Source organism: Sphingomonas benefaciens (assembly GCF_052907485.1).
Window position 1 is genome coordinate 59,938 of sequence record NZ_JBREIC010000006.1, and the last position, 24,637, is coordinate 84,574.

General features: G+C 65.2%; 31 protein-coding genes. 3 read left to right on the plus strand and 28 right to left on the minus strand.

Going from position 1 to position 24,637, the window contains the following annotated elements; all coding sequences use genetic code 11:
- Positions 1–50: 50 nt before the first annotated feature.
- The 10 genes from ACU5AX_RS17230 to ACU5AX_RS17275 all read right to left on the minus strand — a co-directional run bounded on the left by ACU5AX_RS17230 (position 51) and on the right by ACU5AX_RS17275 (position 8,763).
- Positions 51–875: an SDR family NAD(P)-dependent oxidoreductase gene (locus tag ACU5AX_RS17230; protein ID WP_018251271.1), complete on the minus strand. Its 825-nt coding sequence runs from the start codon at positions 873–875 to the stop codon at positions 51–53.
- Positions 872–1,858, minus strand: coding sequence for an aldo/keto reductase (locus ACU5AX_RS17235; RefSeq protein WP_030541330.1), 987 nt, complete (start codon positions 1,856–1,858; stop codon positions 872–874). The genes ACU5AX_RS17230 and ACU5AX_RS17235 overlap by 4 nt, the downstream gene beginning before the upstream one ends.
- 68 nt (positions 1,859–1,926) lie before the next feature.
- Positions 1,927–2,358, minus strand: coding sequence for a DUF892 family protein (locus tag ACU5AX_RS17240; protein WP_446691938.1), 432 nt, complete (start codon positions 2,356–2,358; stop codon positions 1,927–1,929).
- A gap of 472 nt (positions 2,359–2,830) precedes the next feature.
- On the minus strand, positions 2,831–3,466 hold the full coding sequence (locus ACU5AX_RS17245; RefSeq protein ID WP_018251268.1) for a hypothetical protein: 636 nt from the start codon (positions 3,464–3,466) through the stop codon (positions 2,831–2,833).
- A gap of 1 nt (position 3,467) precedes the next feature.
- Positions 3,468–3,638, minus strand: a complete 171-nt coding sequence (locus tag ACU5AX_RS17250; protein WP_156021424.1) for a hypothetical protein — start codon at positions 3,636–3,638, stop codon at positions 3,468–3,470.
- 59 nt (positions 3,639–3,697) lie between these two features.
- Positions 3,698–4,519, minus strand: a complete 822-nt coding sequence (locus tag ACU5AX_RS17255) for a trypsin-like peptidase domain-containing protein (protein ID WP_018251266.1) — start codon at positions 4,517–4,519, stop codon at positions 3,698–3,700.
- A 48-nt stretch (positions 4,520–4,567) separates the two neighbouring features.
- The gene (locus ACU5AX_RS17260; protein WP_018251265.1) at positions 4,568–4,837 is read right to left on the minus strand and encodes an HU family DNA-binding protein; all 270 of its coding nucleotides are present in this window, start codon (positions 4,835–4,837) and stop codon (positions 4,568–4,570) included.
- A 105-nt stretch (positions 4,838–4,942) separates the two neighbouring features.
- A complete protein-coding gene (locus ACU5AX_RS17265) occupies positions 4,943–6,151 on the minus strand; it encodes a TniQ family protein (RefSeq protein ID WP_026189143.1) in 1,209 nt (402 codons plus the stop codon).
- A gap of 3 nt (positions 6,152–6,154) precedes the next feature.
- Entirely contained in the window at positions 6,155–7,084 is a 930-nt protein-coding gene (locus tag ACU5AX_RS17270; protein ID WP_018251263.1) for a TniB family NTP-binding protein, read from the minus strand.
- Entirely contained in the window at positions 7,081–8,763 is a 1,683-nt protein-coding gene (locus ACU5AX_RS17275) for a TnsB C-terminal domain-containing protein (RefSeq protein WP_018251262.1), read from the minus strand. Before ACU5AX_RS17275 ends, ACU5AX_RS17270 begins: the two co-directional genes overlap by 4 nt.
- A 318-nt stretch (positions 8,764–9,081) precedes the next feature.
- Between ACU5AX_RS17275 and ACU5AX_RS17280 the strand changes: the two genes are divergently transcribed.
- The 3 genes from ACU5AX_RS17280 to ACU5AX_RS17290 all read left to right on the plus strand — a co-directional run bounded on the left by ACU5AX_RS17280 (position 9,082) and on the right by ACU5AX_RS17290 (position 10,415).
- Entirely contained in the window at positions 9,082–9,327 is a 246-nt protein-coding gene (locus ACU5AX_RS17280) for an AbrB/MazE/SpoVT family DNA-binding domain-containing protein (RefSeq protein WP_026189142.1), read from the plus strand.
- Complete coding sequence (locus ACU5AX_RS17285; RefSeq protein WP_018251260.1) at positions 9,324–9,710, plus strand: type II toxin-antitoxin system VapC family toxin; 387 nt, start codon at positions 9,324–9,326, stop codon at positions 9,708–9,710. Before ACU5AX_RS17280 ends, ACU5AX_RS17285 begins: the two co-directional genes overlap by 4 nt.
- Positions 9,711–10,130: 420 nt before the next feature.
- Positions 10,131–10,415, plus strand: coding sequence for a hypothetical protein (locus ACU5AX_RS17290; protein WP_198355533.1), 285 nt, complete (start codon positions 10,131–10,133; stop codon positions 10,413–10,415).
- A 554-nt stretch (positions 10,416–10,969) separates the two neighbouring features.
- On the opposite strand, the gene ACU5AX_RS17295 is transcribed toward ACU5AX_RS17290, so the two are convergent.
- From ACU5AX_RS17295 to ACU5AX_RS17380, 18 genes are all read right to left on the minus strand, one after another.
- Positions 10,970–11,092 (minus strand): hypothetical protein, encoded by a 123-nt coding sequence (locus ACU5AX_RS17295; RefSeq protein ID WP_269769695.1) that lies wholly within the window; start codon positions 11,090–11,092, stop codon positions 10,970–10,972.
- Complete coding sequence (locus ACU5AX_RS17300) at positions 11,089–11,274, minus strand: hypothetical protein (RefSeq protein ID WP_446691939.1); 186 nt, start codon at positions 11,272–11,274, stop codon at positions 11,089–11,091. Before ACU5AX_RS17300 ends, ACU5AX_RS17295 begins: the two co-directional genes overlap by 4 nt.
- A gap of 181 nt (positions 11,275–11,455) precedes the next feature.
- The gene (arsH, locus tag ACU5AX_RS17305) at positions 11,456–12,202 is read right to left on the minus strand and encodes an arsenical resistance protein ArsH (RefSeq protein ID WP_198355534.1); all 747 of its coding nucleotides are present in this window, start codon (positions 12,200–12,202) and stop codon (positions 11,456–11,458) included.
- 19 nt (positions 12,203–12,221) lie between these two features.
- Complete coding sequence (locus tag ACU5AX_RS17310; RefSeq protein ID WP_125994346.1) at positions 12,222–12,545, minus strand: YnfA family protein; 324 nt, start codon at positions 12,543–12,545, stop codon at positions 12,222–12,224.
- Positions 12,542–13,828: an arsenic transporter gene (locus ACU5AX_RS17315; RefSeq protein ID WP_198355535.1), complete on the minus strand. Its 1,287-nt coding sequence runs from the start codon at positions 13,826–13,828 to the stop codon at positions 12,542–12,544. The genes ACU5AX_RS17310 and ACU5AX_RS17315 overlap by 4 nt, the downstream gene beginning before the upstream one ends.
- Entirely contained in the window at positions 13,828–14,256 is a 429-nt protein-coding gene (arsC, locus tag ACU5AX_RS17320; RefSeq protein ID WP_198355536.1) for an arsenate reductase (glutaredoxin), read from the minus strand. Before arsC ends, ACU5AX_RS17315 begins: the two co-directional genes overlap by 1 nt.
- An 11-nt stretch (positions 14,257–14,267) precedes the next feature.
- The gene (locus ACU5AX_RS17325) at positions 14,268–14,600 is read right to left on the minus strand and encodes an ArsR/SmtB family transcription factor (RefSeq protein WP_198355537.1); all 333 of its coding nucleotides are present in this window, start codon (positions 14,598–14,600) and stop codon (positions 14,268–14,270) included.
- Positions 14,601–14,679: 79 nt separating this feature from the next.
- Positions 14,680–15,030, minus strand: a complete 351-nt coding sequence (locus ACU5AX_RS17330) for a DUF3147 family protein (protein ID WP_198355538.1) — start codon at positions 15,028–15,030, stop codon at positions 14,680–14,682.
- Between the two features lie 32 nt (positions 15,031–15,062).
- Entirely contained in the window at positions 15,063–15,980 is a 918-nt protein-coding gene (locus tag ACU5AX_RS17335; protein ID WP_198355539.1) for a cation diffusion facilitator family transporter, read from the minus strand.
- Positions 15,981–16,406 carry a CopM family metallochaperone gene (gene copM, locus ACU5AX_RS17340; RefSeq protein WP_332838052.1) on the minus strand — a complete coding sequence of 142 codons (426 nt, stop codon included), beginning with the start codon at positions 16,404–16,406 and terminating at the stop codon, positions 15,981–15,983.
- A complete protein-coding gene (locus ACU5AX_RS17345; RefSeq protein WP_198355540.1) occupies positions 16,403–17,086 on the minus strand; it encodes a ZIP family metal transporter in 684 nt (227 codons plus the stop codon). Before ACU5AX_RS17345 ends, copM begins: the two co-directional genes overlap by 4 nt.
- Positions 17,087–17,117: 31 nt before the next feature.
- The gene (locus tag ACU5AX_RS17350; protein WP_198355541.1) at positions 17,118–17,492 is read right to left on the minus strand and encodes a hypothetical protein; all 375 of its coding nucleotides are present in this window, start codon (positions 17,490–17,492) and stop codon (positions 17,118–17,120) included.
- Complete coding sequence (locus ACU5AX_RS17355) at positions 17,489–18,055, minus strand: SRPBCC family protein (protein WP_198355542.1); 567 nt, start codon at positions 18,053–18,055, stop codon at positions 17,489–17,491. Before ACU5AX_RS17355 ends, ACU5AX_RS17350 begins: the two co-directional genes overlap by 4 nt.
- On the minus strand, positions 18,042–18,383 hold the full coding sequence (locus ACU5AX_RS17360) for a DUF190 domain-containing protein (protein WP_198355543.1): 342 nt from the start codon (positions 18,381–18,383) through the stop codon (positions 18,042–18,044). Before ACU5AX_RS17360 ends, ACU5AX_RS17355 begins: the two co-directional genes overlap by 14 nt.
- The gene (locus tag ACU5AX_RS17365) at positions 18,380–21,625 is read right to left on the minus strand and encodes an efflux RND transporter permease subunit (protein WP_198355544.1); all 3,246 of its coding nucleotides are present in this window, start codon (positions 21,623–21,625) and stop codon (positions 18,380–18,382) included. Before ACU5AX_RS17365 ends, ACU5AX_RS17360 begins: the two co-directional genes overlap by 4 nt.
- Before the next feature lie 3 nt (positions 21,626–21,628).
- Entirely contained in the window at positions 21,629–22,795 is a 1,167-nt protein-coding gene (locus ACU5AX_RS17370; protein WP_198355545.1) for an efflux RND transporter periplasmic adaptor subunit, read from the minus strand.
- Positions 22,792–24,159 carry a TolC family protein gene (locus ACU5AX_RS17375; RefSeq protein WP_198355546.1) on the minus strand — a complete coding sequence of 456 codons (1,368 nt, stop codon included), beginning with the start codon at positions 24,157–24,159 and terminating at the stop codon, positions 22,792–22,794. The genes ACU5AX_RS17370 and ACU5AX_RS17375 overlap by 4 nt, the downstream gene beginning before the upstream one ends.
- Before the next feature lie 65 nt (positions 24,160–24,224).
- Positions 24,225–24,575 (minus strand): hypothetical protein, encoded by a 351-nt coding sequence (locus tag ACU5AX_RS17380; RefSeq protein ID WP_198355547.1) that lies wholly within the window; start codon positions 24,573–24,575, stop codon positions 24,225–24,227.
- Positions 24,576–24,637 lie beyond the last annotated feature (62 nt).

Consider the following 24,637-nt stretch of genomic DNA (forward strand, 5'->3'; position numbering starts at 1 on the left):
AAGGACGAAGAGACCACGGCTGGCCGAGCGGATATGTCCTGTGGTCTGCCCTAACAGCCTACATCCTCCAGCGTGTCAGTTGTGCGCTGACTTCCGGGCTGCTCTCCCATCCACCGCCGGGCATCCAGGCGCTTACCCGTCACCGCCGCGGCAGCGTCAGAGCAGAGCCAGAGCAAGGGCGGCACCACGATCTCGGGCGACAGCAGTCCGTCGCGTGCACTATCCGGCAGTCCTTCGGGAATCATGCCGGTCAGCGTCGCGCCCCCCGGCAGGAGCGCGTTCACCGTGATGCCGCTGTCCGCAAGGTCCTGCGCCCAGATCGCGGTCTCCGATTCCAGCGCCGCCTTGGACGGGCCGTAGGGCGAGAAGCCGCGCCGTCGCATCGTCTCGCGGTTCATCGAGATGTTGACGATTCGGCCCCATCCCGCCTCCAGCATGGCGGGGACGGCGGCGCGCGCCATCAGGAACGGGCCGTTGACGTTGGTGTCGGTCACCATGCGCCAAGTGTCGGGGGCGACCTCCCAAAACCGGGTCGGTTCTGTCAGGAAGGTGTCGCTCACATACTTCATGCCGCGCCCGGCATTGTTGACCAGGATGTCGAGCCGGCCGAAGCGCACGAGCGCCGCGCGCACGACTGCGGCACAATCCTCCACCCGCGTCACGTCGGCGAGCAGCGGCCGCACCCGATCGTCGCCGCATGCCCGCTCTGCCTCCCGTGCGACCGCTTCGACCTCGGCGAGTTCGCGCGCGGCGGTGGCGACGACCCGCACGCCGGCCTGCGCCAGCCCGAGCGTCATCGCGCGGCCCAGCCCGCGACCGCCGCCCGTCACGATCGCGACGCGGCCGGCAAGGCCGTGTCCGTCGCTCCCGCTCATCGGTTCAGCGCCTGCATCTGCGGCGCGGCGTAGCGCTCGCCCGCCGTTGCCCCCTTCGGCGCCGCGCGGTCGAGCCGCTCCAGTTCGCCTCGGGTGAGCGTCACGTCGAGCGCGCCGACATTCTCCTCCAGGTAGCCGCGGCGCTTGGTGCCCGGGATCGGCACGATGTCTTCGCCCTGCGCCAGCACCCAGGCGAGCGCCAGCTGGGAAGGGGTGCAGCCCTTCTCCCGCGACATCGCCTCGACCGCCGCGACGAGATCGAGATTGCGCTGGAAGTTCTCGCCCTGGAAGCGGGGGCTGTGCCGGCGATAGTCGTCAGGCGCGAGATCCTCCACCCGCCGGATCGCGCCGGTCAGGAAACCGCGGCCGAGCGGGCTGTACGGCACGAAGCCGATGCCGAGCTCGCGCACCGTGTCGAGGATCTCGCCCTCGGGATCGCGGCTCCACAGCGAATATTCGGTCTGCAGCGCCGCGATCGGATGCACGGCGTGCGCGCGCCTGACCGTGGCGGGCGCCGCTTCGGAGAGGCCGAGGTGGCGCACCTTGCCCTCGCGGACCAGCCCGGCCATCGCGCCCACCGTGTCCTCGATCGGCGTGTCGGGGTCGACGCGGTGCTGATAGTAGAGGTCGATCGTCTCGACGCCGAGCCGTCGCAGGCTCGCCTCGCAGGCGGAGCGGACGTAATCCGGGCGCCCGCACACGCCCTTGAAGGTGCCGTCCTCGCCGCGAACGTTGCCGAACTTGGTGGCGAGAACCACCGCGTCGCGGCGATCGCGGATCGCACGCCCGACCAACTCCTCGTTACGGCCTACCCCGTACATGTCGGCGGTGTCCAGAAACGTCACGCCGAGATCGATCGCGCGCTGAATGGTCGCGACCGCCTCGGCTTCGTCGGCCTGCCCATAGAATTCGGACATGCCCATGCAACCGAGGCCCAGCGCAGATACGCGCAGCCCGTCGCCCAGCTTTCGTTGCTCAAGCACCAATTATCTCCTGTTGTAAGATCATGCCGGTTGGCCAGTCGTCGGTAGCAAGGCGGGCCGGCACCGGTTCAGCTTTCAGACAGCAACTGCTCGGCGAGCTGGCTGTGCTTTTCGTCGGCCTGCTTGGCCTCGTCCGCGCACGCCTTCATGTCGCGCGCCGCATCGTCCATGCCGGTCTGCCGGCAGTAATTGGCCATGGTCCCGAACGAAGCGATCCAGTAATGAAGCGCGAGCTGCCCGCTGGCGATGATGCCGAGGTCGCGTGAGGCATCGTCCGGTGCCGCTTCGCGGATCCTGCGGCTCACCTCGTAATGCGCTTCGAGCACAGGGTTGTCCTGCTGATCGGCCGGGCCCGCCTGCTCGGCGGCGCGACGGATGCGGTCCGCCCATTGGCGGGAAGTCCGGTTGCCCTCTTCGAGCGCGGATCGCAGCGCCGGGTGGCGCGCGTCGTTGTTGATCTCGTCGGTCGCCTTGGCGGCGACGTCGCTGCCGGCCCGCATCGCGGACAATCCTTGCGCGACCAGCTTCTTCAGGTTGTTCTCGTTCATCAGGTTCGTCCTCGTCCTGCCGTGCCTCGTTCAGGCACGGTGAGGGATTCTAATCTCGTCGCTCCGTTCTGTTCCGTCGGTCCTTCCTCGATCAGAGCGCAATCAATGTTTGGAGCTCATGGCCGACCTCCCGGCCTGCACCTCCTGCGGCTTGCAGGAGCGGGCTGCGTGAACCAGCGCGGCAGGGCAGGCATGCGGGAAGCTCGGACCGGCGTTGCAGGCGTGAATAGCGTCGTAAGCGGTCCGAACCGAGCCGAAGCGGACCTTCTTGAGAGCCTTCCCGACAGGAGCATGCTGACGGTGGCTCCAGGCTGAAGTGATTGGACGGAGGCGCTGCAGTGACGGGAGCCCGCGGAAAATATCGCTCAGATGCTTAACATAATCTATCTTATCGGACCGGGAGCGTAACGGCTTTTGATGTGTCTTACGCCGCCCCGATCGCGGCCGGCGCTTCGATCAGCCAGCGGCCGACGATCCGCTCGAAGTCGACATACGGGATCCGATCCGGATCGAACTCTAGCACGGCCGCCAGATCGGGCAAGTCGGCTAGAAACGCCTCATAGACGCGCTGCACGCGGTCGGCGCTGGGCAGCTCGCGGCGTGACACGTTGGCGAGCCAATCACGCGCCTCGCGGAGCGCACGACCCGGGTCGCCGCCATGCTCATGGATGTCCATACCGGCCAGATCTGAGATGAAACGCTGGTAGCGGAACTGCTCCACGTCGAGGATCAGGACACGCTTGGCCTTCTGATGTTTGCCGCCGTAGCGCTTGGCGCCAAGGAACAGCCCGAGTTCCAACGGCATGTTGAAGCGCGGCAGGTTGTTGACCGCGTCCAGCTCGGTGCGTGACAGGTCATGGATGCCGTAGCGGCACTGCTCGATCAGCGCGAAGATCTTGTCGATCCGGGTTTGGCCACCGTCATCCAGCTCGCGCGCCGAGCGCGGGCGAAAGCCGCAGACGAGGATCGCAAAGATCAGTGCCCGGAACGTCGGCGCGAAGGCATCGTCGAACGGGCAATTAATGAAGACGTCGTCCGTCGACGTCTGGACAGCCGGCAAGCTACTTCTTCTTGGCCAGAACGCTCTTCACTGCCGCGGCGATACGCTGGTCGGAGACGGTCGCCTTCTTGGTCGCCACAGGCGCCAGAACGTAACGGCCCGTCGCTGCGCTGCGCCCGAGCACGCCCGGCTTGCTGCTCTTAGTGGTGATCGTATCGGACCGGGTCGCCATGACAGTGATATGCGCCTCCCATTCCCGCCGCGCAAGCGGCGTCCATGGCACCGGTCCGACTAGCGCCATCGTTCCCCGTCGCCGACGTCGAAGCTGATTGCATCGGCAAAGGGCCGGAGCACCTCGCTGGGAATTGCGTAGGTGATCGGCAGGCTGATCTCGCCCACGGTGAGCCCGCTCGTCACCATGCCGAGCACAGCACCCGTCTTCGCGTCACACACCACGCCGCCGCTGATGCCGCCGAGCGCCACCGAGCTGATCTGGAACAGTCGCGTCTCACCGCGCTGTATGGCCGGGATCACCGCGCTGATGATCCCTTCGAAAAAGGACGGCTGGACCAGCCCGCGGTTGGTCGCGTTGGAGAAAAACATCGCCTTGCCGAGCGGGAAGCCGCCGATCAGCACCCGGTCGCCGATTCCAACCTTGGTCGAGTCTCCCCAGGCCACCGGCGGCACGTCGTAGGGCGCCTCCTCGCTCTCGGTCGCAGGACAGATCAGGATGCCGGCGTCGATCCCCGGTCCGCCGTTCTCGAACCGTTGGTCATAGTAGCGCATGACGGCCGCGAACGGGTACGGCCGTTGCGCCTCTACGCCGTTCAGCCGGCTGTTCGCCCAGAGGTACGCTTCATGCTCCTTCAAGCGGAGCGCTTCCACGACGTGCCAGCAGGTGTAGAGCTTGCCGCGCCCAACCTGAAAGGCGGTACCCTGAATGTCCATGACCCAGTCCTCATGGGCGGGATCCTGGATCGCGATATGGAGCGCGAGGTCGCCCTTCGGCACGCCCGCCTTGTTGCCGACGGGTACGATCGATCGTGCGAGGCGGGAGATCGGCGTCTCCCGCCCGCGCGACGCCCAAGGCACGCGCTCGAGCGCCTCCTTCAAATTGGCCGGTTTCGGAGCCGGCCTTCGGTTACGCGCGGCCACTAACGCTCAGAGCCGATCCTTGAGGGCTTTGGCCGGCGCGAACGTGAGCTTCTTCGACGCGGCGATTGTGATCGGCTCGCCGGTCGCAGGGTTGCGGCCGCTGCGCTCGCTCATGCTCTTCACCTTGAACTTGCCGAAGCCCGGCAGGTTGATCTCGTCACCCGCCGCGGCGGCCTGGCTGATCGCGTTCAGCACCGCGTCGAGCAGGTCGCGCGTCTGCTTCTCCGTCGTGCCGAGGTGGTCGGCGACCTGCTTGGCGAGATCCTTGGTGTTCATGCTGTCCGCTTCCCCCCTGTTTGCCGAGCCGATGTCATAGCGGCGAAGCCATCCGCGGCAAACCGTCGCTGAACGGGATCGCCGTCCCGCTTCAGCCGTGAGCCCTCAGGCAGGAAGGTCCGCCAGACTGCCGCGCCAACCTGGATCCCCGGGGCGCCTGACCAGGCTGGTGAAGCCGAGCTCCGCCCGGATAGCCTCGAAGCGTGCAAGCACATTATCGACGTCGATACCCGACGCTCCATGCAGAACGCGCATGCGTTCCCGCAGGGCCGCCGGCCACCGCTCGCTGCCTCGAATCAGCATGGCCTGCACGCGTGTCGTGGCGTTCTCGAACAACCACTCAAGCTTCTGGGCCTTGACCTCGGAACCCGACGACCTGGTCCAGTACCAAAGGGAGAACAGCACGCTAATCTCCTCGCGTGAGATAATTGCGATCACCGCGCACAGTACCTTGGCCCTCATTCTCGGTGAAAGCTTGGGGAAGGAAGCGTCCGCCCAACTGCGAGGCCGGTGGTGCGGAACAGCGCCGATGAACTCGCATTGGAAGCGGTTGATCAGGCTGGTTTGGTCCAGATTGCGCGCGAGCAGCGCCTTTGTCAGATCGTCGAGCAGCGCCAGGAACTCGGACGGTTGGACCTCGCCTACCCCGAACCAGTGCGACGAATGGCCGAGCCAGGCGGCTCGCAAGCATTTCTCAAATGCCAGCAGCATCTCGAACTGTCGGGCGCCGCGCCGATCGTCACTCGGCCACTCGCTGGCGGGAACACGATGGACAACGGTCTGAAGGAGCTTGCGACAGTCGGGGCAGATCAGTTCGGTCGCGCCGTTGATGTGCACAAAGGTCGGCTGGCGAGTGGGCACGCAGTTGCGGCAGCTTTCGTATCGCCATCGCAAGTGACGATGACAGAGGACCAGCGGAAGAGCTGCCTCACGATCAAGGTAAGCGCCCCCCGCTCTGCGACCTTCTTCAAGACAGGTAGGACACCAGCAAAGAAGCAAAGGACCCGGGGCGTCTCTCGCCCGGTTGATGCAGCGTAGCCAGTCCACGGCAAGGTTCGGCCAAGCCTGCCCGAGGTCAAGCGCAGCGACGCATCCCGGGGCCAGTCCGAACGCCTCGGCGATCCGATCCCGCTCGTCGGGATCAAGTCCAACGTCCACACCGTTAGGAGCGACGTCGCCGTTCCGCAGCAGGCTGGCACGCAACCGGTCCACGTCCATGTCGTAGACCGCCGCAGTTCTGCCCAGCCAGGACGAGATCAGTTCGTCGGGATGCGCACGCGGGGCGACCGGCAGCGGGGATGCGTCGACGACCATCGCTCATGCAGTGCCCGCCGCGCCCGACACTGGCCGCCCTTGGCGTTTCGCGATCTCCTTCATGGTGACGCTCGGCAGCACAAGGTCATCGGCGTCCAGGTCTTCGGGTCCGATCGTCTCCGCGCTCCGCCGGATCGCCCGAACGGCGAGGTTCTCGACAAGCCGGAAGATACGGCCGGTATTTCCATCGGTCAGCTCCAGCAGCCTGGCCCTGAACAAGTCTTCGGCGAGCGGCGACGGGTTTCGGAGCGGCAGGATGGCGGCCAGCGTCACCAAGAGCAGCCGAAAGGCTTCGTCGTCTCGCCAACGCACGAGCTCGATCGCATCGAAGCGATCGGCAAGCGCGGCGTCCGTCAAGAGCGCCGCCCTCGCCTCGTGGTTGCCCGTGCAGACCAATGGAATGCGCAGATCGTTGGCGAAGTAGCGGATAGTGTTCAGGAAGATGCGTTGCTGTCGCGGTGTGCAGGCCAGCATGTGGTTGATCTCGTCAAGCAGCAGCATGCGCGCGCCGACCTGACCCATCAATCGGCGCGTAAGCTGCCGGGCGCGTCCGATGTCGGAGCCACCGGCGAAGCCAGCACCCAGCGCGGCTAGGACTTCGTCGTAGAACTCGCCCTCGGTCGGCTCCGGCGGCAGCTGCACGGCGACGACCGGAATGGTCGCCAGCCCCGTTCTGTCATCGAAGGTGCGCGGGTTCTCGTCCGCAAACCGCTCGACGATATGCGATTTGCCCATCCCTGTTTGCCCGAAAACGAGAAGGCAGGGCATGCGGGTGCGAGGCGGGTGCGCCAGCAGCTCGCCCAGCATCAACCGGACCTTCTCCGCCTTCGGAAAACCGACCCAGCGATCCTTGCGTATCCATGCGATACGCTCATCGTCAGGCCAGAGCGCCTGGTCGCGGTAGCCTTCCGCCAGATGCGCGAATCTGGTCATCCTCTCTTCTCGTCGACCAGGAACGGGAGGTCGCCCGCTGAAGGCGCGGGTGGCGGTAGTTGGCCAGACACAGGCGCCGGCTCGGCACGCTTGGGCAGATCAGAGTGCTTGGCCGCGCGGACGCGTTGAGCGTCCGCGAGCGCCGTCGCGGTGCGCTGCATGGCCAGCCGGGCCGCCTTGGTCTTGCGGGCAGCCTCGGCGACGATGAAGCGCTGCGTCTCAACGGCATCAAAGATGAGCTGCTCGTTGACGGCCCCGCGACCCCGCTCGCGCAGGGTACGCTGCGCCTCCAGCTGCTCCCATCGGGTGATCGCTGGCCGGCGAAGGTCGCGGTACGGCACCTCAAGATGATCACCATCCGGCAGCTCGAGCCAGATCCGCGACAGGTCGCGCGGGTCCCACCGGACGGGCAGCTTGCCGCCGAGTCGAGTATAATGACAGGACAGGGCATCATCCCAGTAGTGGGTGTTGAACAGCTCGATCCCTTCGCGCGTGACCGCTCGCACCTCGCAGGGCAGAAAGTCGAACAGGAACGTGGCCGGATCAGCGGGCAGCCGCATGAGTTCCGTCCGTCGCTCGACCGCTTCGTCCCAAGCTGTCGCAGGCGGGATGCCGAGCCCGCGGTGAATATCGGCGTGGTACGGCCCGATGATCTCCGCCGCGAGCCAGGCCTCGATCTCCGCCAGCGTCATGCACGCCTTGCCTTCGGCCTGGTAGTCGCCGCGCTCGGCGACGTTGGAAAAAGTGGTGCCGGGCAGCAGGTGGACGGCGCCCATCATCGTCCCGATCAGCCGCTCGATGTGCGCACCATAATGGGGACGCTTGCGAGGCCGGTACTCGAGCGCGATCGAGTAGGCACGGCAGCCGCGCTTCAATGCCTTCGAATGATGCTCCCGCGCATTGTCGAGGTGAAGACGGTCCATCAAGCCCTGATTGCCCCAGGGCGCAGACATGCCGCGTTCGGCGAGCCAGGGGTCCTTCGGCAGCACGGCGTGGCGCATGGCCATCCCGACCGACACCGCCGACGGGTGCAGCATCGTGAGGTAGAAGCCCGGCACCGTCCTGCTCGCAATGTCGATCATGAGCGTGATCCACGGCCGGCCGATCGGCCGACGATACACGTCGTCGACTGCGATTACGTCGACGAGCGTGTGGTCGGACTGCACGAGTTCGAGTGCGTAGCCTGCCTCAAGGCGGCCGCGCACCGGCCGAAACCGGTCGGCCGCCACCTTGGCGCCCTCGCGCGCGGCGATGATGTCCTTCGGCGGGAGCGCCGCGATGCGAGCGCGCAGCGCCTTGACGCTCGGGATTGGGACGCCGGCCTTCAGGCACTCGTGACGCAGCCAACGTCGCAAGCTGGCTACGCTCGGCTTCTCCGCGGTGAGATAAACCTCGCGAAGCGCTCGGCCGATCAGGTCTTCCTGTTCGCTCAGCAACCGGCGCTCGCCCCGTACCCGACCGCGCTTGCCCGGGAGAAGCGAGGCGAGCTCCGGTGAAGCGCGGTACGCCCGGATCAGTTCAAACAGGCGGGAGCGTCCGAGACCCAAGTTGGCTGCAGCGTTCGCTGCGGTCTGGGCATTGATCGTGACCTTGGCGGCAAGAGGCCGGATCACGAGTTCACGGCGATGGGCCTCGCTCCAGGCTGCGTCACTCGCATCGTCCGTTCCCGCCTCGCGCATCGGTTCACAACCCTGCCGCTTGGACTGCGGACAGAGTCTATCTTTTCAGGGCATGAGTCCAGCGTTTCGGGAGCAGAATGCCCAGGCGAAGCGGCAATCAAGGCCGCAGTCCACCCATTCAGGAACTGCGACAGCAGCCCTCGTTCCGCGCCATCACGTTTCTAGCAGGAATCGGGCTTATCGCTAATTACCGAACCTGACATTGCATTGGCGGTGTGGCACGTTACCGGGAATGTGGCACAGCCCGCAAAATGTTGATTACCATGGCAGCCGATACTATCGTGATATGTCGAACCGAACGTAGAAGAGCACGCCCAAATGACCGTTCAAGTTAACATCACCCCTAATGGGCGCATGAGCCTTCCTGCTGACATGCGCAAACGGCTAGGGCTGGCTGAAGGCGGCGCAGTCTATCTCGACGAGACACCCGACGGCGTGGTGCTGCGAACCGCAGCTCAGGCAGTCGCGCGCGCGCAGGCACTCGCCAAACAGTTCACCGGGGGCAATCCGGACGCGTCGGTCGACGCCTTCCTCGCCCGGCGCCGAGAGGACAGCGGCGAGTGAGCGTCGTCCTTGATGCCTCGGCGCTTATCGCGATGCTCAAGGGCGAGAAAGGCGCGACCAAGGTCGCCGGAGTGATCGCGGGCGCGCGGGTCAGCAGCGTCAACTATGCCGAAGTGGTGAGTCACTTCATCTTTGCTGGCATGCCTGCCCATGACGTCGACGCGATGCTTCACCCTCTTCCTCTGAGCGTAGTTGCGGCGGATGGCGCGCTCGCGACGCTCGCCGGGCGGTTGCGGGGCGTAACCGCCGAAGCGGGACTCAGCCTAGGTGACCGATTCTGCCTCGCGCTTGCTCAGCGCGACGGACTGCCCGCCTGGACGAGCGACGGCAGCTGGAAGAAGGTTGCGGACGCAGCCGGGGTCAAGGTGGTGGCGATCCGCTGAAACGACGAAGAGCGCGGCAGGAGCACTGGCATCTACGCGGCAGGGCGTGGAGCGATGCTCTTCCAAGCGCTTGGCAATCGGCGGTACGACATCGACCTATCAGTCCGACAACATAGATTATGTAAAATTGCGAGGCTGTTTCTTCGTAAAGGGGGGTCTGCTGGACCGCAGCAAGCTATGTACTCGGCGCGATTGGCTCGAGCGCTCGAAGCCATGCGATGAACTAGAGAACAGCGAAAGCGCACTACGGTTCGACCGCGAGACTCGCCGCAGAGCGCTGATCAGGCCGCCGGGATTGCGCGGCCATTTACAATGTGATTTTGCAAATGAGGGGACGGGCACCTGACGATACTGCCGGCAACATGCTTGGCCGGTGGAGCGGCGTGGCAAGCGGACCCTCGACGCGGAAGAGCGGGACACATGACGATGATCGATCTCGACACGCTGCGGCGTGAAATCCGCGCGCTCGACTTTGTGCGAGGCAGTCTCGCCGAGGATGCGATGTGGCGCGAGGACGACAAGGATGCCCGCGCTAATCTCGCGATCGAGGGCATGGCGCTGACGCCTGGGGATGAGGCGCTATTCGACCTGATGCGCGACGAACGTGTGCCCCCTGCCCTCTGTTCGCAAATTCTCCTCAGGCTGTTCGGCCATCCCGATGCCGATTCAGCGCTGGCCATCACGCCCACCGATGCGACCAGCTGACGCCGACACGATTCGGGCCGGTTTAGGATGCTGATCGGGCATAGTCCTGATGGCGAGCGGTAGCTGGTTCAAGGGAGATCTTCGGCGTCGTCAAGGTCGTAATCGACGTGCGGTTCCTGCTCACCGGCCTGATCCTGTCTGCGACATAACCGAAGCTAGGATGGTCGTCGAAAGCACGAAGATCGGCAGGTCGACCCTATCGATGGCCAGCAACTCAGCCTAGAAACACCAATCTTCGTGCTTTCGACGACCATTGGTGTGCCACGTGGCACATCCATCTTTCGAGGAGTCTTGTCCGAGGAGGAGACAGCCCCTATCAGGTCAAGACATGCGGCATCCACTGGATTGTCCGTTTCCCGCGTAGGGAACTAGCACCGGGGCCGCCCTACAAGGCGGCCCTCGGTTTTCCTGACTAGCCTGTTCCTTCAAATGCAGCAGAAGATGCAGTAGGATGCGAGCAACATGGTCGTCCCCGCTGTTGCCTTTGGCATCAAGGGGCGGCTTTCCTAGCGCTGTTCGTAGGTCTTGCGACCTGGCGGCCCCTACCGCCGAAATCAGCCGATCGCCTTGAACACACCGTCAACGAAGCTACCCCGCTCAACTTTTCCGTTCAGCTTGCGGATCATCACATCGGGATTGTCGCTCTCGAGCCAATAGAGCGGCACGTTCTTCTTCACTGAAGCCGGACGCCGGCCTTCGCCAATCGCTCTGTCACTCGCTCGAGCGCTTGGGTGCTGGCTTTTACACTGTGCTGGACTAACGCTTCGGAAGGCGCAGGCGCTCTCACCGTTACGCTGCCGAACCGCGTTTTACTGGTTTTCACCTTCTTAGCGCCGGGCTGAATGATCCTATCGGTCATCGTCATATCCTGCCCTCGCAGCTGCCTTAGATTGTCCCCCTAAACATAACGCTTGTGGCGTCTTTCGGTTAGGGCCGGCTTCTAAATCGCCGACGATAGCGACGAACTGCCCGCAAGGCTCTCGGCATCGGGAGCTGATCCTATCTGCTTATGTGCACTCCAGCCTCCCCGCGCCTGGATGCTAGCTCTGTGGGGACGTCGCGACGCTCGATAGATCGATCATCGGATCGATTGGCACCCCGGATTCCTTGCGCTCGGAATAGCGATCGACGAGCTGGGCGGTATGCGGCCGCAACAGCACTGTGAAGCGGACCAACTCCTCCATCACGTCCACGATCCGGTCGTAATAGCTCGACGGCTTCATCCGTCCGGCTTCATCGAACTCGTTGAACGCCTTGGCGACGCTCGACTGGTTCGGGATCGTCACCATCCGCATCCAGCGGCCCAGCACGCGCAGCGTGTTGACGCTGTTGAACGACTGCGATCCGGCCGACACCTGCATGACCGCGAGCGTTCGCCCCTGCGTCGGGCGCATCCCGCCCATCGACAGCGGCAAATGGTCGATCTGCAACTTCATGATGCCGGTGATCTGACCGTGGCGTTCCGGGCTGCACCACACCTGACCCTCCGACCATAAAGACAGCTCGCGCAGCTCGTGGACGGCCGGATGGTCATCGCCGGCATGTTGGTCGGGCAGCGGCAGGGTCGACGGATCGAAGATGCGTGTCTCGCACCCGAAGAACCGGAGCAGGCGCGCCGCTTCCTCGACGGACAGCCGGGAGAAGGAGCGTTCGCGCAGCGAACCATAGAGCAGAAGGATACGCGGGGCGGGATCGAGCGGGCCAAGCCCCAATGCCGGCCGCTGGATGGCATAGGCGGGATCGAGCGCCGGCAGAATATCGGGTTCAGTGAGGGTGCGGAGCGGCATCAAGAGGCTTTCACTATCGTCATGCTCCGCGCGGGCCGAGCAGGATGACGCAGGTTCCGACAAGGCACAGGGCGGCACCGCCCACGTCCCATCGATCGGGCCGAACGCCTTCGACGCTCCATAGCCACAGCAATGACGCGCAGATGTAGATACCTCCATAGGCCGCATAGGCCCGGCCTGCCGCGTCGCTTTCCACCCGGGTCAGGAGCCATGCGAACAGGATCAGCGAGACAATACCGGGTGCCAGCCACACGGGCGACTTTCCCATGCGTAGCCAGGCCCAGAAGGCGAAGCATCCGGCGATCTCCGCGAGCGCCGCGCCGGTGTAGATCAGTGCCGTCATCCGATCGTTATCCTCAATGCCAGCGCCGCGAGCGTGATGAGCAGGACCGGCACGGTGAGCGTGACGCCCACCCGGAAGTAATAGCCCCATCCGATCCGAACGCCCTTCTGCCCGAGGACGTGGAGCCACAGCAGCGTCGCGAGCGAGCCGATCGGCGTCAGCTTGGGGCCGAGATCGCAGCCGATCACGTTGGCGTAGATCATCGCTTCCCTGATCGCGCCCGTGGCGTGGGTGGCATCGATCGACAGCGCGCCCACCAGCACGGTGGGCATGTTGTTCATCACCGACGACAGGACGGCCGCGATGACGCCTGTGCCCAGCGCCGCACCCCACACGCCGCCCTGCGCGGTGCGATCGAGCAGCGCCGCCAAATGATCGGTCAGGCCGGCGTTCCTCAAGCCGTAGACGACGAGATACATGCCGAGCGAGAAGATCACGACCTGCCAGGGCGCGCCGCGCAGCACCTTGCCGGTCTGGATCACATGGCCCCGCCCCGCGATCACCAACAGCAGGATCGCGCCGGCTGCGGCTACGGCGCTGACCGGCACGCCGAGCGGTTCGAGCAGGAAGAAACCGGCGAGCAGCAGCGCCAGCACGATCCATCCGGCGCGGAAGGTAGCGGTATCGCGGATCGCGTCACGCGGCGCGCGCAGCGCCCCCACGTCATAGTCTGCCGGTATGTCACGCCGGAAGAACAGCAGCAGCGCACCCAGTGTGGCGGCGATCGACACGAGGTCGACCGGCACCATCACGGCCGCGTATTCGCCGAACCCGATCTTGAAGAAATCGGCCGACACGATGTTGACGAGGTTCGAGACGACCAGCGGCAGGCTGGCGGTGTCGGCGATGAACCCGGCCGCCATGACGAACGCCAGCGTCGCCTTGTCCTTGAACCCCAGCGCCCGCAGCATGGCGATGACGATCGGCGTCAGGATAAGCGCCGCGCCGTCGTTGGCGAACAGCGCCGACACCGCCGCGCCGAGCAGCACGATCAGGACGAACAGCCGGCGACCATGCCCCCTGCCCCAGCGGGCGACGTGGAGGGCCGCCCATTCAAAGAATCCGGCTTCATCGAGCAGCAGGCTGATGACGATGATCGCGACGAACGCGGCGGTCGCGTTCCAGACGATGCCCCACACCACCGGCACGTCGGACAGCGTGACGACGCCCGCGAGCAGCGCCACGACGGCCCCGCCCATCGCACTCCACCCGATGCCGAGTCCCTTGGGTTGCCAGATGACGAGCGCGATCGTGGCGACGAAGATCAGGACGGCAAGGAGCATCAGGCGACGCGCTGGCCCGAAGCATCGACCACCTGCTCGCCGTCTTCCTTAGCGAACGCGCCGAGCTGCTCGTTCGGTAGCAGGTCGAGGACGGCTTCGGATGGTCGGCACAGCTTCACGCCGAGCGGCGACACGACCAGCGGCCGGTTGATAAGGATCGGATGCGCCATCATCGCGTCCACCAGCGCGTCATCGGACAGCGACGTGTCGCCCAGGCCCAGCTCCGCATAGGGCGTCCCCTTCTCGCGCAGCAGATCGCGGGGCGTCATGCCGGCGCGTTCGATCAGCTCGACCAGCAGCGCGCGTGCGGGCGGGGTTTTCAGATATTCGACCACATGCGGCTCGATGCCGGCATTGCGGATCATCGCCAGCGTGTTGCGCGACGTGCCGCACTCGGGGTTGTGGTAGATGATAATATCGACGACCACGGGACGTCCTTTCAGCAGCAGGGGGTGAGTTCGGCGACGAGCGGCGCGCACAGCTCCGCATTGCCGGCGCAGCAATCCTTGACGAGGAACAGCGTCAGCGCGCGCAGGCCGTCCAGATCGGCACGGTAGATGATCGAGCGGCTATGCCGTTCGGAGCGGACCAGGCCGGCGCGCGCGAGGATGCCGAGATGCGCCGACATGGTGTTCTGCGGCACGTCGAGCTGGCGGGCGATATCGCCCGCGGCCATGCCGTCCGGCTCGTGACGCACCAACAGGCGGAATACGTCGAGCCGCGTCCCTTGGGCGAGCGCACCCAGCGCCGCGATAGCCGATTCGTTTTCCATATATCCAGCATAGCGGATGTATGGCTTTGGTCTAGGGCACGTTGCTCCTCAACATAGCGGGAGATCTGCGCTGATAGCCTTACAATCGCAGGCCGAGGCGTAGACCAAGCCATACCAGGCCGAGATAGAGCAGGATGGTGAGAAGGCACCCCGCGCCCAGCGCCAGCCAGAATGGTACGTTGCGCCCGAGCAACGCGGGGATCAGCAGGAACATCGGCAACGATGGCAGCACGAACCAGAAAGTCGCCCCGGCGTGCGCGGCCATCAACGATCGATCCTGGGTGTCGCGCCACAACCATATCATTCCCAGCACGGAGACGAGCGGCAAAGATGCGACAAGCGCGCCGACCCCGGGACTGCGCTTGGCGATCTCCGAAACGGCCGCGATGATCGCGCCGGAGATCAGCGCCTTGATGACAACATAGAGCATAGCATGGTTGTGACCTTCGATCGTCGGGATGACTAGCGGTGAAGGTGTTGAGCATCTTCACAGGCTTGCGACGGCGCCTCGGTCTGAATTGTCGAATGTTCGATGCCGAACCTCTCATCAAGCGTCTTCGTCACGGCGACCCTGACGCTATCGGGATCGACGCCCTCGCCGAGCGTCACGTGGGCGGTGCAGTTGATCTCGTCCGAAGCCATCGACCAGACGTGCAGGTCGTGGACGCCGGCAACTCCTGGGATGGCGGCGATTGTCGAACGGATCTCCGGCAGCTTCAGCCCGCCTGGCACGCCTTCGAGCAGCACGTTGATCGTGCCCTTGAGCAGAACCCAGGTACGCGGCAGCACCCACAGGCCGATGCCGATGGCGATGACTGGATCGACCCACGTCCAGCCCGTGAACCGGATCGCGAGCGCACCAAGGATGACGCCGACCGAGCCGATCATGTCGGCCCATACTTCCAGATAGGCGCCTTTGACGTTGAAGCTTTCGTCCTTGCCAGCGGTCAGCAGACGCATCGATGCGAAGTTCACGACGAGGCCAATGACCGCGACGATCAACATGCCGGTCGACTGGATCGACTGCGGCTCGCGGAAGCGCTGGATCGCCTCGTATAGGATATACATGGCGACGACGAACAGCAGCACGGCGTTGAAGGTAGCGGCGAGGATTTCGAGCCGCTTGTAGCCGAACGTCCGCTTGTCGTCGGCCGCCTTCTTGCCGAGGTGGATCGCCATAAGCGCAATGACGAGGCCGGCGACATCGGTCATCATATGAGCGGCGTCGGACAACAGCGCGAGGCTGTTGAACACGAAGGCACCGACCACTTCCGCCACGAGATAGGTCGCCGTCAACGCCAGAGCCCATGAGAGCATTTTGGCGTTGGCGCCGGCGGTATGGTCGTGGCTGTGCCCGGCTTCGCCGTGATCGTGCGCCATTTATCGCGTACCCTTCTTCGCGGCTTGCCGTTCGGCGAGCCAGGTTTTCATCTTCACGATCTCGGCCTGTTGGGTCCGGATCACCTCTTCCGCCATCGCGCGCACCTTCGGATCGGTGCCGTTGGCAAGCTCGGCGCGCGCCATGTCGACCGCACCTTTATGGTGCTGGATCATGCCCCGAAGGAAGTCGGTATCAGGATCGCCGGTCGACGGCATCGCCATGCCGGGCGCGTTCGATCCGTGGATGGCATCGGTCGCACCGGACTCGTTCGATCCGAACTGGCCAGCCGGCTTGCCGCCGGAGCACGCAGACAGGGCAATCGCAGCGGCCAGAAAGGACCATCGCGCCGTGGTCATCGACATTTTCTTCTCCTTACGGAACGGATCGCGGCGTACATCGACGCCGCTCAAGGTCAGGCCGGTCACATCGCGATCTCCTCGATCAGCAGCAGTGCGAGAAAGCCGACGAAGAACATCGCGCTGATGAGCGGCGAGTCCGGTTTCTCGTGCGCCTCGACCAGCAGCTCCTCGGTGACGAGGTAGAGCAGCGCCATCAGGCCGAAGCTCAGGAAGCCGGTGATCCACACCGGCGACAGCAGCGCCACGGGCTGCGCGACGAGTGCGCCGATCGGCACCAGCAGCGCGAGCGCGCAGGTCAGGCCGATCGCCTTCATCTTGCGATACCGGCTCGTCAGATCGTTGGTGAGCGTCAGGGCCAGGAACAGCACTTCGAGCGTCAGCGCGACCGCCAGCAACGTGCCCGCCTTCTCGCCGGCGATGAAGGCCAGACCCAGAACCAGACCGTCAATGGCAAGATCGAGCCCGATCGCGGCGAGCAGCGCCACAGGGCCGTCAAATCGGCTTTCCGCCGCCTTGAGGCCCAGCATCACCGCGACGCCGATCGCACCGCCGATCAGCGTCGCCGTCGGCGATCCCCCGTGCATCACCAGCGGCAGGATTTCGGTTGCCGCCGCGGCGAACACCACGCCGGCCGCAAGGTGCTGCATGGCGGCGACCAGCCTCTCGCCGGGTGTGCGCCACCCGGCGAGAAGCGCGCCGATCATGATCGCGATCATGGGGATCAGGGAGAATTTAAGCGCTGCCATCGTCAGCGCTCCCCAGTGTCGATGATTGCGATCACGATGCGTTTTCTTTCATGCAGAGGACCGGACGTTTGCCCGGTGCCTCGATCTTGATCTGATTCCCGGCAAACGTCGCGCTTTCTGCATCACCGACATATTGGAGGCCCTGCATTGGAGCGGTCAGGACTGTCGGTGCCGCCTTAGCATCGCGCCGGAACTCGACCGTGAGCCCCTGATCCTTGAAGTCGACGACTAGCGTCCGATCATCGTCGCATCGGTACAGGTGGCGGCCCGGTGCCCCGCTCGACACCCCACTGTCACCGGCGTGAATTTCCTGCTCGGTTGGCAGCCCCTTTTGCGGCTGCTCGGAACAAGCAGACAGCACCAGCGCGAAGCTGGCGCTGGCAATCCGAATCCGACATGGCGTCATCTGTGCCTCCGGTTTTTTTGGCCCCCGTGACGCGGCGCCGCAGGGCGCGGCTTCACGCCCGGTTGCGTCGCCAGCCGCCGAAGTTGGCGGTCCAGACACCGATCGGATTGCACGAGACCGGCTTGAAGCTTCCGGCGCAGCAGCGCCGTCCACATGCCACTCAGGAAACCGTGGAAGCGCAGGCTATGCCGCAGGCGTGTGCCGACAGGATCGCGCTCCAGCTCGTAGATTTCCTCGAACAGCAAGAGCTTCGACACCCCCGCGGTCCAGGCAAAGACGACCGGTTTTTCAACACGGGTGATGTCGGCCGCTGTGGTGACGGGTTTCCCAAGCCCTCCGATGCGAAAACTGTACGTTGCCTCGCCACCCTCGATAGCCTCACCCGCGAGTTGGGTGAACGGCTTCCATTGCGGATGTCCGGCGAAGTCTGTGATGACCGACCATACCCGTAGCGGGGACGCCGCGAGGATCACAATATTCTCGATGGGCGTGCGGCCAACGGCATCAGCCGGACGCCCGCCACCGGGATCGATGGCGGCTTTACCGGCTTCATTCCCTGACATCGGCCGACTCCGGGTCGGACTGGAGGTCGATGATCTCCACCGCCTCCAGCGTCATCAGGCCGATACCTTTCAGATCGCGCAGGCTCGCTATGAAGGTTCGCAGCTTGGCGTCGTCGTCGACGATCTCGATCACCACCGATCGATCATTTTCAAGAATATGACGACGGTGCGTATGTGCCGATCGACCGATCCCGATCATCGCCTCGATTACTGTCGCACCACCGAGGCGGGCGTCGCGCGCCCGCTCGGCGATGAGTTCAAAGACCTTGCGATCACCGAAATAAGCGTTTTCGTCGGTATAGACCCGCAGGAGCTTCATCATGGTCATGTTGTTGCCTCCTCGGGTGCGCTTGTCGGTCGGTCGTCAGGCTCGGCCCGCTTGCCCGACGTCGCTCCCAGAACGACCTTGGCTATGGCGGGAAGTACCAGCAGGGTCAGGATGGTCGCGGCAACGAGACCGCCTATCACGGTGGTCGCGAGCGGCTTCTGCACTTCGGCGCCGGTGCCGTGCGCAAGCGCCATCGGCACGAAGCCGATGGCGGGCACGAACCCGGTCATGATGACCGCACGCATCTTGTCGGCCATGCCCTCGCGGATCGCCTGCGCCACCGGCATTCCGGCCTCGCTGCGTTCGCGGATCGCGGTCATCACCACGAGCCCGTTCAGCACCGCCACGCCGGCGAGACAGATGAACCCTACCGCTGCCGACACCGAGAAGCTGGTTCCGGTCAGCACCAGCGTGAAGACGCCCCCGGCGAGTCCCAGCGGCACCGCCAGGAACACCGACGCTGCCCTGCCGAATCCGCCAAGCGCCATGTAGAGCAGCCCGAAAATCGCTAGGAAGCAGAGCGGCACGACGATCGACAGCCGCCTAGAGGCGGCTGCCAGATTCTCGAACTGACCACCCCATTCGAGGTAGTATCCCGCCGGCAACTTGACCTGCGCGATCTTCGCCTGCGCTTCCGCTACGAATGATCCGGCATCGCGCCCGCCCAGGTTGACCTGGACGACGACGCGACGCTTGCCGTTCTCACGACTGATCTGGTTCAGTCCTTCCGTCAGTTGGATTTGCGCGACCTGTGCGAGCGGCACCTGTGCCCGTGGTCGTCCCTCGACTTCCGGCAGCAGCACCGGCAGCGAACGGATGTCGTCGAGGTTGGTGCGGGTTGCATCGGGGACGCGAACGGTGACATCGAACCGGCGATCGCCCTCGTATACCAATCCCGATTCACGCCCGCCGAGCCCCGCTGCGATCGTGTCCGACACATCGCGGACCGTGAGGCCAAGCCGGGCGATGGCCGCCCGGTCGAGCTTCACGTCGAGCGTCGGCGCGCCGCCTACCTGATCGGCCTTGACGCTGGCGGCGCCCGGGATGCCCTGCAGGACCCGGACCATCTCGTTCGCGGTCTGCGACATCTTGTCGAGATCATCGCCATAAAGCTTGATCGCAACGTCGCCGCGCACGCCTGCGATCAGCTCGTTGAAGCGGAGCTGGATCGGCTGGCTGACCTCGTAGAGGTTGCCGAGCAGACCGCCGGTCGCCTTCTGGATTTTGGCGATCACGTCAGCCTTGGTGGTGCCGTCAGCCCACTCCTCGCTCGGCTTCAAAATAACGAAACCGTCCGAAACATTGGGCGGCATCGGGTCGGTCGCAACTTCGGCGGTGCCGGTCTTTGAAAACATCAACTCGACTTCAGGGATCTTCGTAATCGCCTCTTCAACCTTGCGTTCCATGACAAGCGATTGTTCGAGGCTCACCGATGGAACGCGTGTCGATGCAAAGGCGAGGTTTTTTTCGTCGAGCTGGGGGATAAACTCCGAACCGAGCAGCCCGAACGCCGGGATCGCCGCGAGGAAGAACGCCAGACCACCGAGGATGAATGGCCACGGCTTCGCAATCGCCTTGTCGAGCAGCGGCAGGTAGCGTTCCTTGGACTTGCGGATCAGCCACACATCCTTCTCCGCGACCTTGCCCCGGATCAGGATGGCGACCAGCGCCGGCACTAGCGTGATCGCCAGGACGAACGCTGCTACCAGCGCCAGCATGATCGTGATCGCCATCGGCGAGAACGTCTTGCCTTCGGTGCCTGTAAACGTCAGCAGCGGCGCGAACGCGAGCAGGATGATTGCCTGACCGAAAACGGTCGGCTTGATCATCTCCTGCGCGGCCCGCATCGTCTCCTCGAGCCTCTCCCTCAGCGCCAGCAGCCGACCTTCATGTTCCTGTCGATGCGCCAGCCTGGCGAGGCAGTTCTCGATGATGATCACCGCACCATCGACGATCAGACCGAAGTCGAGCGCCCCCAGACTCATGAGGTTGCCGGGGACGTTGAAGGCGTTCATCCCCATCGCCATCATCAGGAACGAGAACGGGATCACCAGCACCGCGATCACCGCGGCGCGCCAGTTGCCGAGCAGCAGGAACAGCGCCGCGGCCACCAGGATGGCGCCTTCGGTAAGGTTGCGCTGGACCGTCGCCACCGTGGCGCCGACGAGCTTTGCGCGATTGAGGACGACCTTGACCTGAATGCCGGGCGGCAGCGTCTTCGCCACCTGATCCAGCTTGGTCGACGCCTGTTCGGCGACGATGCGGCTGTTCTGGCCGATCAGCATCAGCACCGTGCCGATGACCGCTTCCTGGCCGTTCATGCTTCCACCGCCGGTGCGCAGATCGCCACCAATGCGGACGTTGGCGATCTGGCCGATCGTGATCGGCGTGCCGCCCCGCGTCGCGGCGACGGCGTTGCGGATTTCGTCGACCGTCCGCACGCGAGAGTCGACGCGCACGAGATAGGCTTCGCCGCCCTTGTTGTAATAATTGGCACCGACCGCGAGGTTGGCGTTTTCGAGCGCCTGCCCCAGCTCGCTGTAGGAGATGCCGAAGCTCGCGAGCTTGGTCGGATCAGGCTCCACCACGAACGTTTTGGCAAACCCACCGATCGAGTCCACGCCGGCGACGCCGCTCACCGATTTGAGCTGCGGACTAATGATCCAGTCCTGCACGGTGCGCAGGTAGCCCGCCTTCTCCACGGGATCGGTGAGCCGCTCGCCTTCCGGCGTCAGATAACTGCCATCGGCTTGCCAGCCGGGTTGCCCCGCGACCTTCTTCGCGCCCTTCCCGTCCGGATTGGCGTAGCCGACCGTATACATGACGATCTCGCCGAGGCCGGTTGTGACCGGTCCGATTTGCGGCTGTACGCCGTCGGGCAGGTTCTCCATCGCCTGGCGCAGGCGTTCGCCGACCTGCTGGCGCGCAAAATAAAGGTCGGTACTGTCGGTGAAGATCGCGCTGACCTGGCTGAAACCATTGCGTGAGATGGAGCGTGTCGTCTCCAGCCCCGGAATGCCGGCGAGCGAGATTTCGACCGGATAAGTGACGAGCTTCTCGATTTCGACCGGCGACAGCCGCGGATCGACCGTGTTGATCTGGACCTGCTTGGTGGTGATGTCGGGCACCGCGTCGATCGGCAGCTTGGTAAGCTGCCATACGCCGAGTCCGGCGATGACGAGGAACAATGCGAGGACCGTCCAGCGGGCGCGGACGGAGAGCGCCATGAGGTTGGCTATCATGGTCTATTCTTCCTCGCCCGCGCCCTTGCCGAGTTCGGCCTTGAGCAGGAATGCGTTCTTCGTGGCGACCTGGCTTCCGGCCGCGAGACCCTTCAGGATTTCGACGCGGCCATTGCTGCGCTGTCCGATCGTGATGGTCTGTGCGCGAAAGCCCTTCGCGGTCCGCACGAACACGATGTCGCGCCCTTCGAGCGTCTGAACCGCATCCTCCGGAACCACGATCGCATTGGAGGTGCCGCCACGGCTCGGCAGCAGCCGTACCCGCACCGCAAGACCCGGTTGCAGCGTACCCGTCACATCGAGGACCGCGGTCGCCGAGCGCGTGTCGTTGGCAAGGCCCGGGGTGACGGCGCGCACCCGCGCCTCGACCGTCCGTCCGTCGGGCAACTCGATGATCGCCCGGTCGCCCGGCGCGAGCCGCTGTGCATCGGTCGGACCGACCGCCGCCTCAACCTGGATCTTCGACGCATCGGCAACACGCATCAGTTCGGTCTCGGGCTGGACGAAGGCGCCCAGGCTGACATTCTCCGAGGTGACGCGGCCCGAAATCGGGCTCGACACGAGCACGCCGCGCCCATCGGACGTGATCCTAGCGGCCCCAGCCGCGACGCTCGCGCGCCGCGCTTCGGCCGCAGCCGACGCGGCTTCCGCCTGTGCCTGCTCCAGCTCGACACGCGCCGACACTTTCTGGCGATAGAGATAGCTTTCGCGCGCGAGCGCCTTCTGCGCCAGCGTCGACTTTGCAGCCGCGGCGCTGCGATCGGCCGCGATCTGGGCTGCGTCGCGGCTCTCCACGATCGCCAGCGTCTCGCCGGCGCGCACCGGATCACCGAGCCGCTTCATCAGCCGCGTCACCGCTCCTGCGGCGCGGGCGTTGACGATCGCCTCGCCCTGCGGCGATGCGCTGACGGTCGCCTGCGCGACGATCTCCGCGCCGAGCCCGCCGGGATTGATCGTCTCTGTCGCAATCCCGGCTTGCTCGACCGCCTGCGCCGTCATCGCCACCGTGTCGGGAGCCTTCTCCTCCGGTGTGGGGGCAGCGGCATTACCGTTTGCCGCTTCCGTCGTGGCGGGTTTGTCTGCGGTGCAGCGCGCAACGCCGAAGCCGCCGAGTGCGGCGACCAGTGCAACGGCCGCGGCACCACCTAACAGGCGCTTGTCCTGGATCATCGATCATCTCCGGAAATGGTGGGTGCCGGCGTAGTGAGCCGGTCGAGCCGCGCCTGCGCGTCGTGATACGCGGCGAGCGCATCGACGTAGGTCTGGCGGGTCTGTGAAAGCGTGCGCTCGGCATCGAGTAGCGCGATCTGATCGAATTTGCCCTGGCTCCAGCCGATCCGCGCGATGCGGGCGGCTTCCTGTGCCGCGGCCAGGCCAGGACCACCCGCCGCCCGTGCCGTCGCGGCAGCATTCGCCACTTCGGTCTGCGCGCTGGCGATCTGTTGACGCGTATCGACGATCGCCAGGCTGCGCAGCGCCAGCGCCTGGGTCTGTTCGGCCTGCGACTGGGCGACGAAAGCGTTACCGTTGTTGAACAGCGGGATCGGGATCGACAGGCCGACCACGGCTGCGGTGTCGTTGGTCGCAGCCAGTCGCCGGGCGAACGCGCTGACTGTCAGGTCCGGAACCCGCAACGACCGCGCTACGCGAACCTGTGCATCTGCGGTGCGGACGTCGGCCTGTGCGGCAACGAGCGCCAGCGTCCCTTCGACATCGAGGGGGCGCGGCGGTCCATAGCCATCGATCCGCTCGAACCACGCGCGGTCGAGCGGTCCCGTTACGGGTGCATTGAGCAACGTCTCAAGATTGGCGCGCGCCGCCTGTGCCTGCCGGGTTGCGCTATCGGCCGCCACCTGTGCATTGATGCGCAGCACATCGGCGCGCTGCTGCTCGATCGGGCCGACGTCGCCAGCCTTCACGCGCTCACTCGACACACGGAAGGCGTTATTGGCGATCCCCGCCTGCTCGGCGAGCACTTCCGAACGACGCTCGGCCGCAGCCGCTTCGATGTATAGCTGGGTCACTCGCAGGCGCAGATCGGCCCGCGCGATCTCGGCCTGAATCTGAGCGCGGGTCAGTCGGGCATTGGCCAAGGCGACACGTGCGGGGCGCTTGCCGCCCAGTTCCAGCGGGAGCGCCACGCCGACGGTCGTCTCCGAACTGCGCACGCCCCTGTAAGCACCGCTGCCGCCGATATTCTCTACCTGCGTCTGCAACTCGGGATTGGGGCGGAGCCCCGCGACCCGCCGCGCCGCGGTCGCGGCCGCGACGTTCGCGGTCGCCGCGCCGATCGAAGGCAGCGCTGTTTGCGTGCTGCCGCCAGAACCGGACGCCCCGCCGGTGGTGGTGCGTGTCGCCGGCGTACCGGCAGCCGAAGGCACACCGGCAGTGCCAAGGGCGGCGTCGAGCGAAAAGGCAGGCATCGCCTGTGACGACGTGGTCGCCGCCGGGATACCGGGCGGCGGTGATGTTTGCGCCTCGGCCGTACCGGCCAAGAACGCCGCGACCATGAAGGCCGCGATGGTACGATGCATCGATGATGTCTCCTGACGAACCTCGTTCGCCCCGGGCGGCAGCAGCCGGCGGGGTCAGCGGGTCGTCAGGCTTGCGGAGGCCTCAGCGCGGGATCGGCAGTCGACAGCGGACGCATCGATCGGCCCGCGGAGATGGGGGCAAGGCGAAGATCGCGCGTCAGGGCCGTGCTGGCGATCTTGACCGGTGCCGCGATATGATCGCCGTGGCACCCGCCATGATGGTGCGGATAGCCCTTGTCGCCGTCAGCGGGCACTTCGTCGGCGTCTCCGGGCGTATGACCCTCGGCAATTTGTTCGCCACGCGTCTCGGTCGTACTGATGCTGGCATCCGGCCGTTCCAGCGCGTGCGCCGTCGCCGTCGCTCCAAGGGAGCAGACGAGCACCAGGCAGGCAAGGATGTTCAGCAGGCGTCGCACGATATGATCCGTAGCAGTAATGCCGATGTGGGGATAGGCACGGCGATCGCGCGATCCAATGC

Bases quoted from the DNA above. Each gene is read 5' to 3' on its own strand.
- ACU5AX_RS17230 (WP_018251271.1), bottom strand. From the start codon at position 875: ATGAGCGGGAGCGACGGACACGGCCTTGCCGGCCGCGTCGCGATCGTG.
- ACU5AX_RS17240 (WP_446691938.1), bottom strand. From the start codon at position 2,358: ATGCGGGCCGGCAGCGACGTCGCCGCCAAGGCGACCGACGAGATCAAC.
- ACU5AX_RS17250 (WP_156021424.1), bottom strand. From the start codon at position 3,638: ATGGCGACCCGGTCCGATACGATCACCACTAAGAGCAGCAAGCCGGGC.
- ACU5AX_RS17260 (WP_018251265.1), bottom strand. From the start codon at position 4,837: ATGAACACCAAGGATCTCGCCAAGCAGGTCGCCGACCACCTCGGCACG.
- ACU5AX_RS17265 (WP_026189143.1), bottom strand. From the start codon at position 6,151: ATGGTCGTCGACGCATCCCCGCTGCCGGTCGCCCCGCGTGCGCATCCC.
- ACU5AX_RS17270 (WP_018251263.1), bottom strand. From the start codon at position 7,084: ATGACCAGATTCGCGCATCTGGCGGAAGGCTACCGCGACCAGGCGCTC.
- ACU5AX_RS17275 (WP_018251262.1), bottom strand. From the start codon at position 8,763: ATGCGCGAGGCGGGAACGGACGATGCGAGTGACGCAGCCTGGAGCGAG.
- ACU5AX_RS17280 (WP_026189142.1), top strand. From the start codon at position 9,082: ATGACCGTTCAAGTTAACATCACCCCTAATGGGCGCATGAGCCTTCCT.
- ACU5AX_RS17290 (WP_198355533.1), top strand. From the start codon at position 10,131: ATGACGATGATCGATCTCGACACGCTGCGGCGTGAAATCCGCGCGCTC.
- ACU5AX_RS17300 (WP_446691939.1), bottom strand. From the start codon at position 11,274: ATGACCGATAGGATCATTCAGCCCGGCGCTAAGAAGGTGAAAACCAGT.
- arsH (WP_198355534.1), bottom strand. From the start codon at position 12,202: ATGCCGCTCCGCACCCTCACTGAACCCGATATTCTGCCGGCGCTCGAT.
- ACU5AX_RS17310 (WP_125994346.1), bottom strand. From the start codon at position 12,545: ATGACGGCACTGATCTACACCGGCGCGGCGCTCGCGGAGATCGCCGGA.
- ACU5AX_RS17315 (WP_198355535.1), bottom strand. From the start codon at position 13,828: ATGCTCCTTGCCGTCCTGATCTTCGTCGCCACGATCGCGCTCGTCATC.
- ACU5AX_RS17325 (WP_198355537.1), bottom strand. From the start codon at position 14,600: ATGGAAAACGAATCGGCTATCGCGGCGCTGGGTGCGCTCGCCCAAGGG.
- ACU5AX_RS17330 (WP_198355538.1), bottom strand. From the start codon at position 15,030: ATGCTCTATGTTGTCATCAAGGCGCTGATCTCCGGCGCGATCATCGCG.
- ACU5AX_RS17335 (WP_198355539.1), bottom strand. From the start codon at position 15,980: ATGGCGCACGATCACGGCGAAGCCGGGCACAGCCACGACCATACCGCC.
- ACU5AX_RS17345 (WP_198355540.1), bottom strand. From the start codon at position 17,086: ATGGCAGCGCTTAAATTCTCCCTGATCCCCATGATCGCGATCATGATC.
- ACU5AX_RS17350 (WP_198355541.1), bottom strand. From the start codon at position 17,492: ATGACGCCATGTCGGATTCGGATTGCCAGCGCCAGCTTCGCGCTGGTG.
- ACU5AX_RS17355 (WP_198355542.1), bottom strand. From the start codon at position 18,055: ATGTCAGGGAATGAAGCCGGTAAAGCCGCCATCGATCCCGGTGGCGGG.
- ACU5AX_RS17360 (WP_198355543.1), bottom strand. From the start codon at position 18,383: ATGACCATGATGAAGCTCCTGCGGGTCTATACCGACGAAAACGCTTAT.
- ACU5AX_RS17365 (WP_198355544.1), bottom strand. From the start codon at position 21,625: ATGATAGCCAACCTCATGGCGCTCTCCGTCCGCGCCCGCTGGACGGTC.
- ACU5AX_RS17370 (WP_198355545.1), bottom strand. From the start codon at position 22,795: ATGATCCAGGACAAGCGCCTGTTAGGTGGTGCCGCGGCCGTTGCACTG.
- ACU5AX_RS17375 (WP_198355546.1), bottom strand. From the start codon at position 24,159: ATGCATCGTACCATCGCGGCCTTCATGGTCGCGGCGTTCTTGGCCGGT.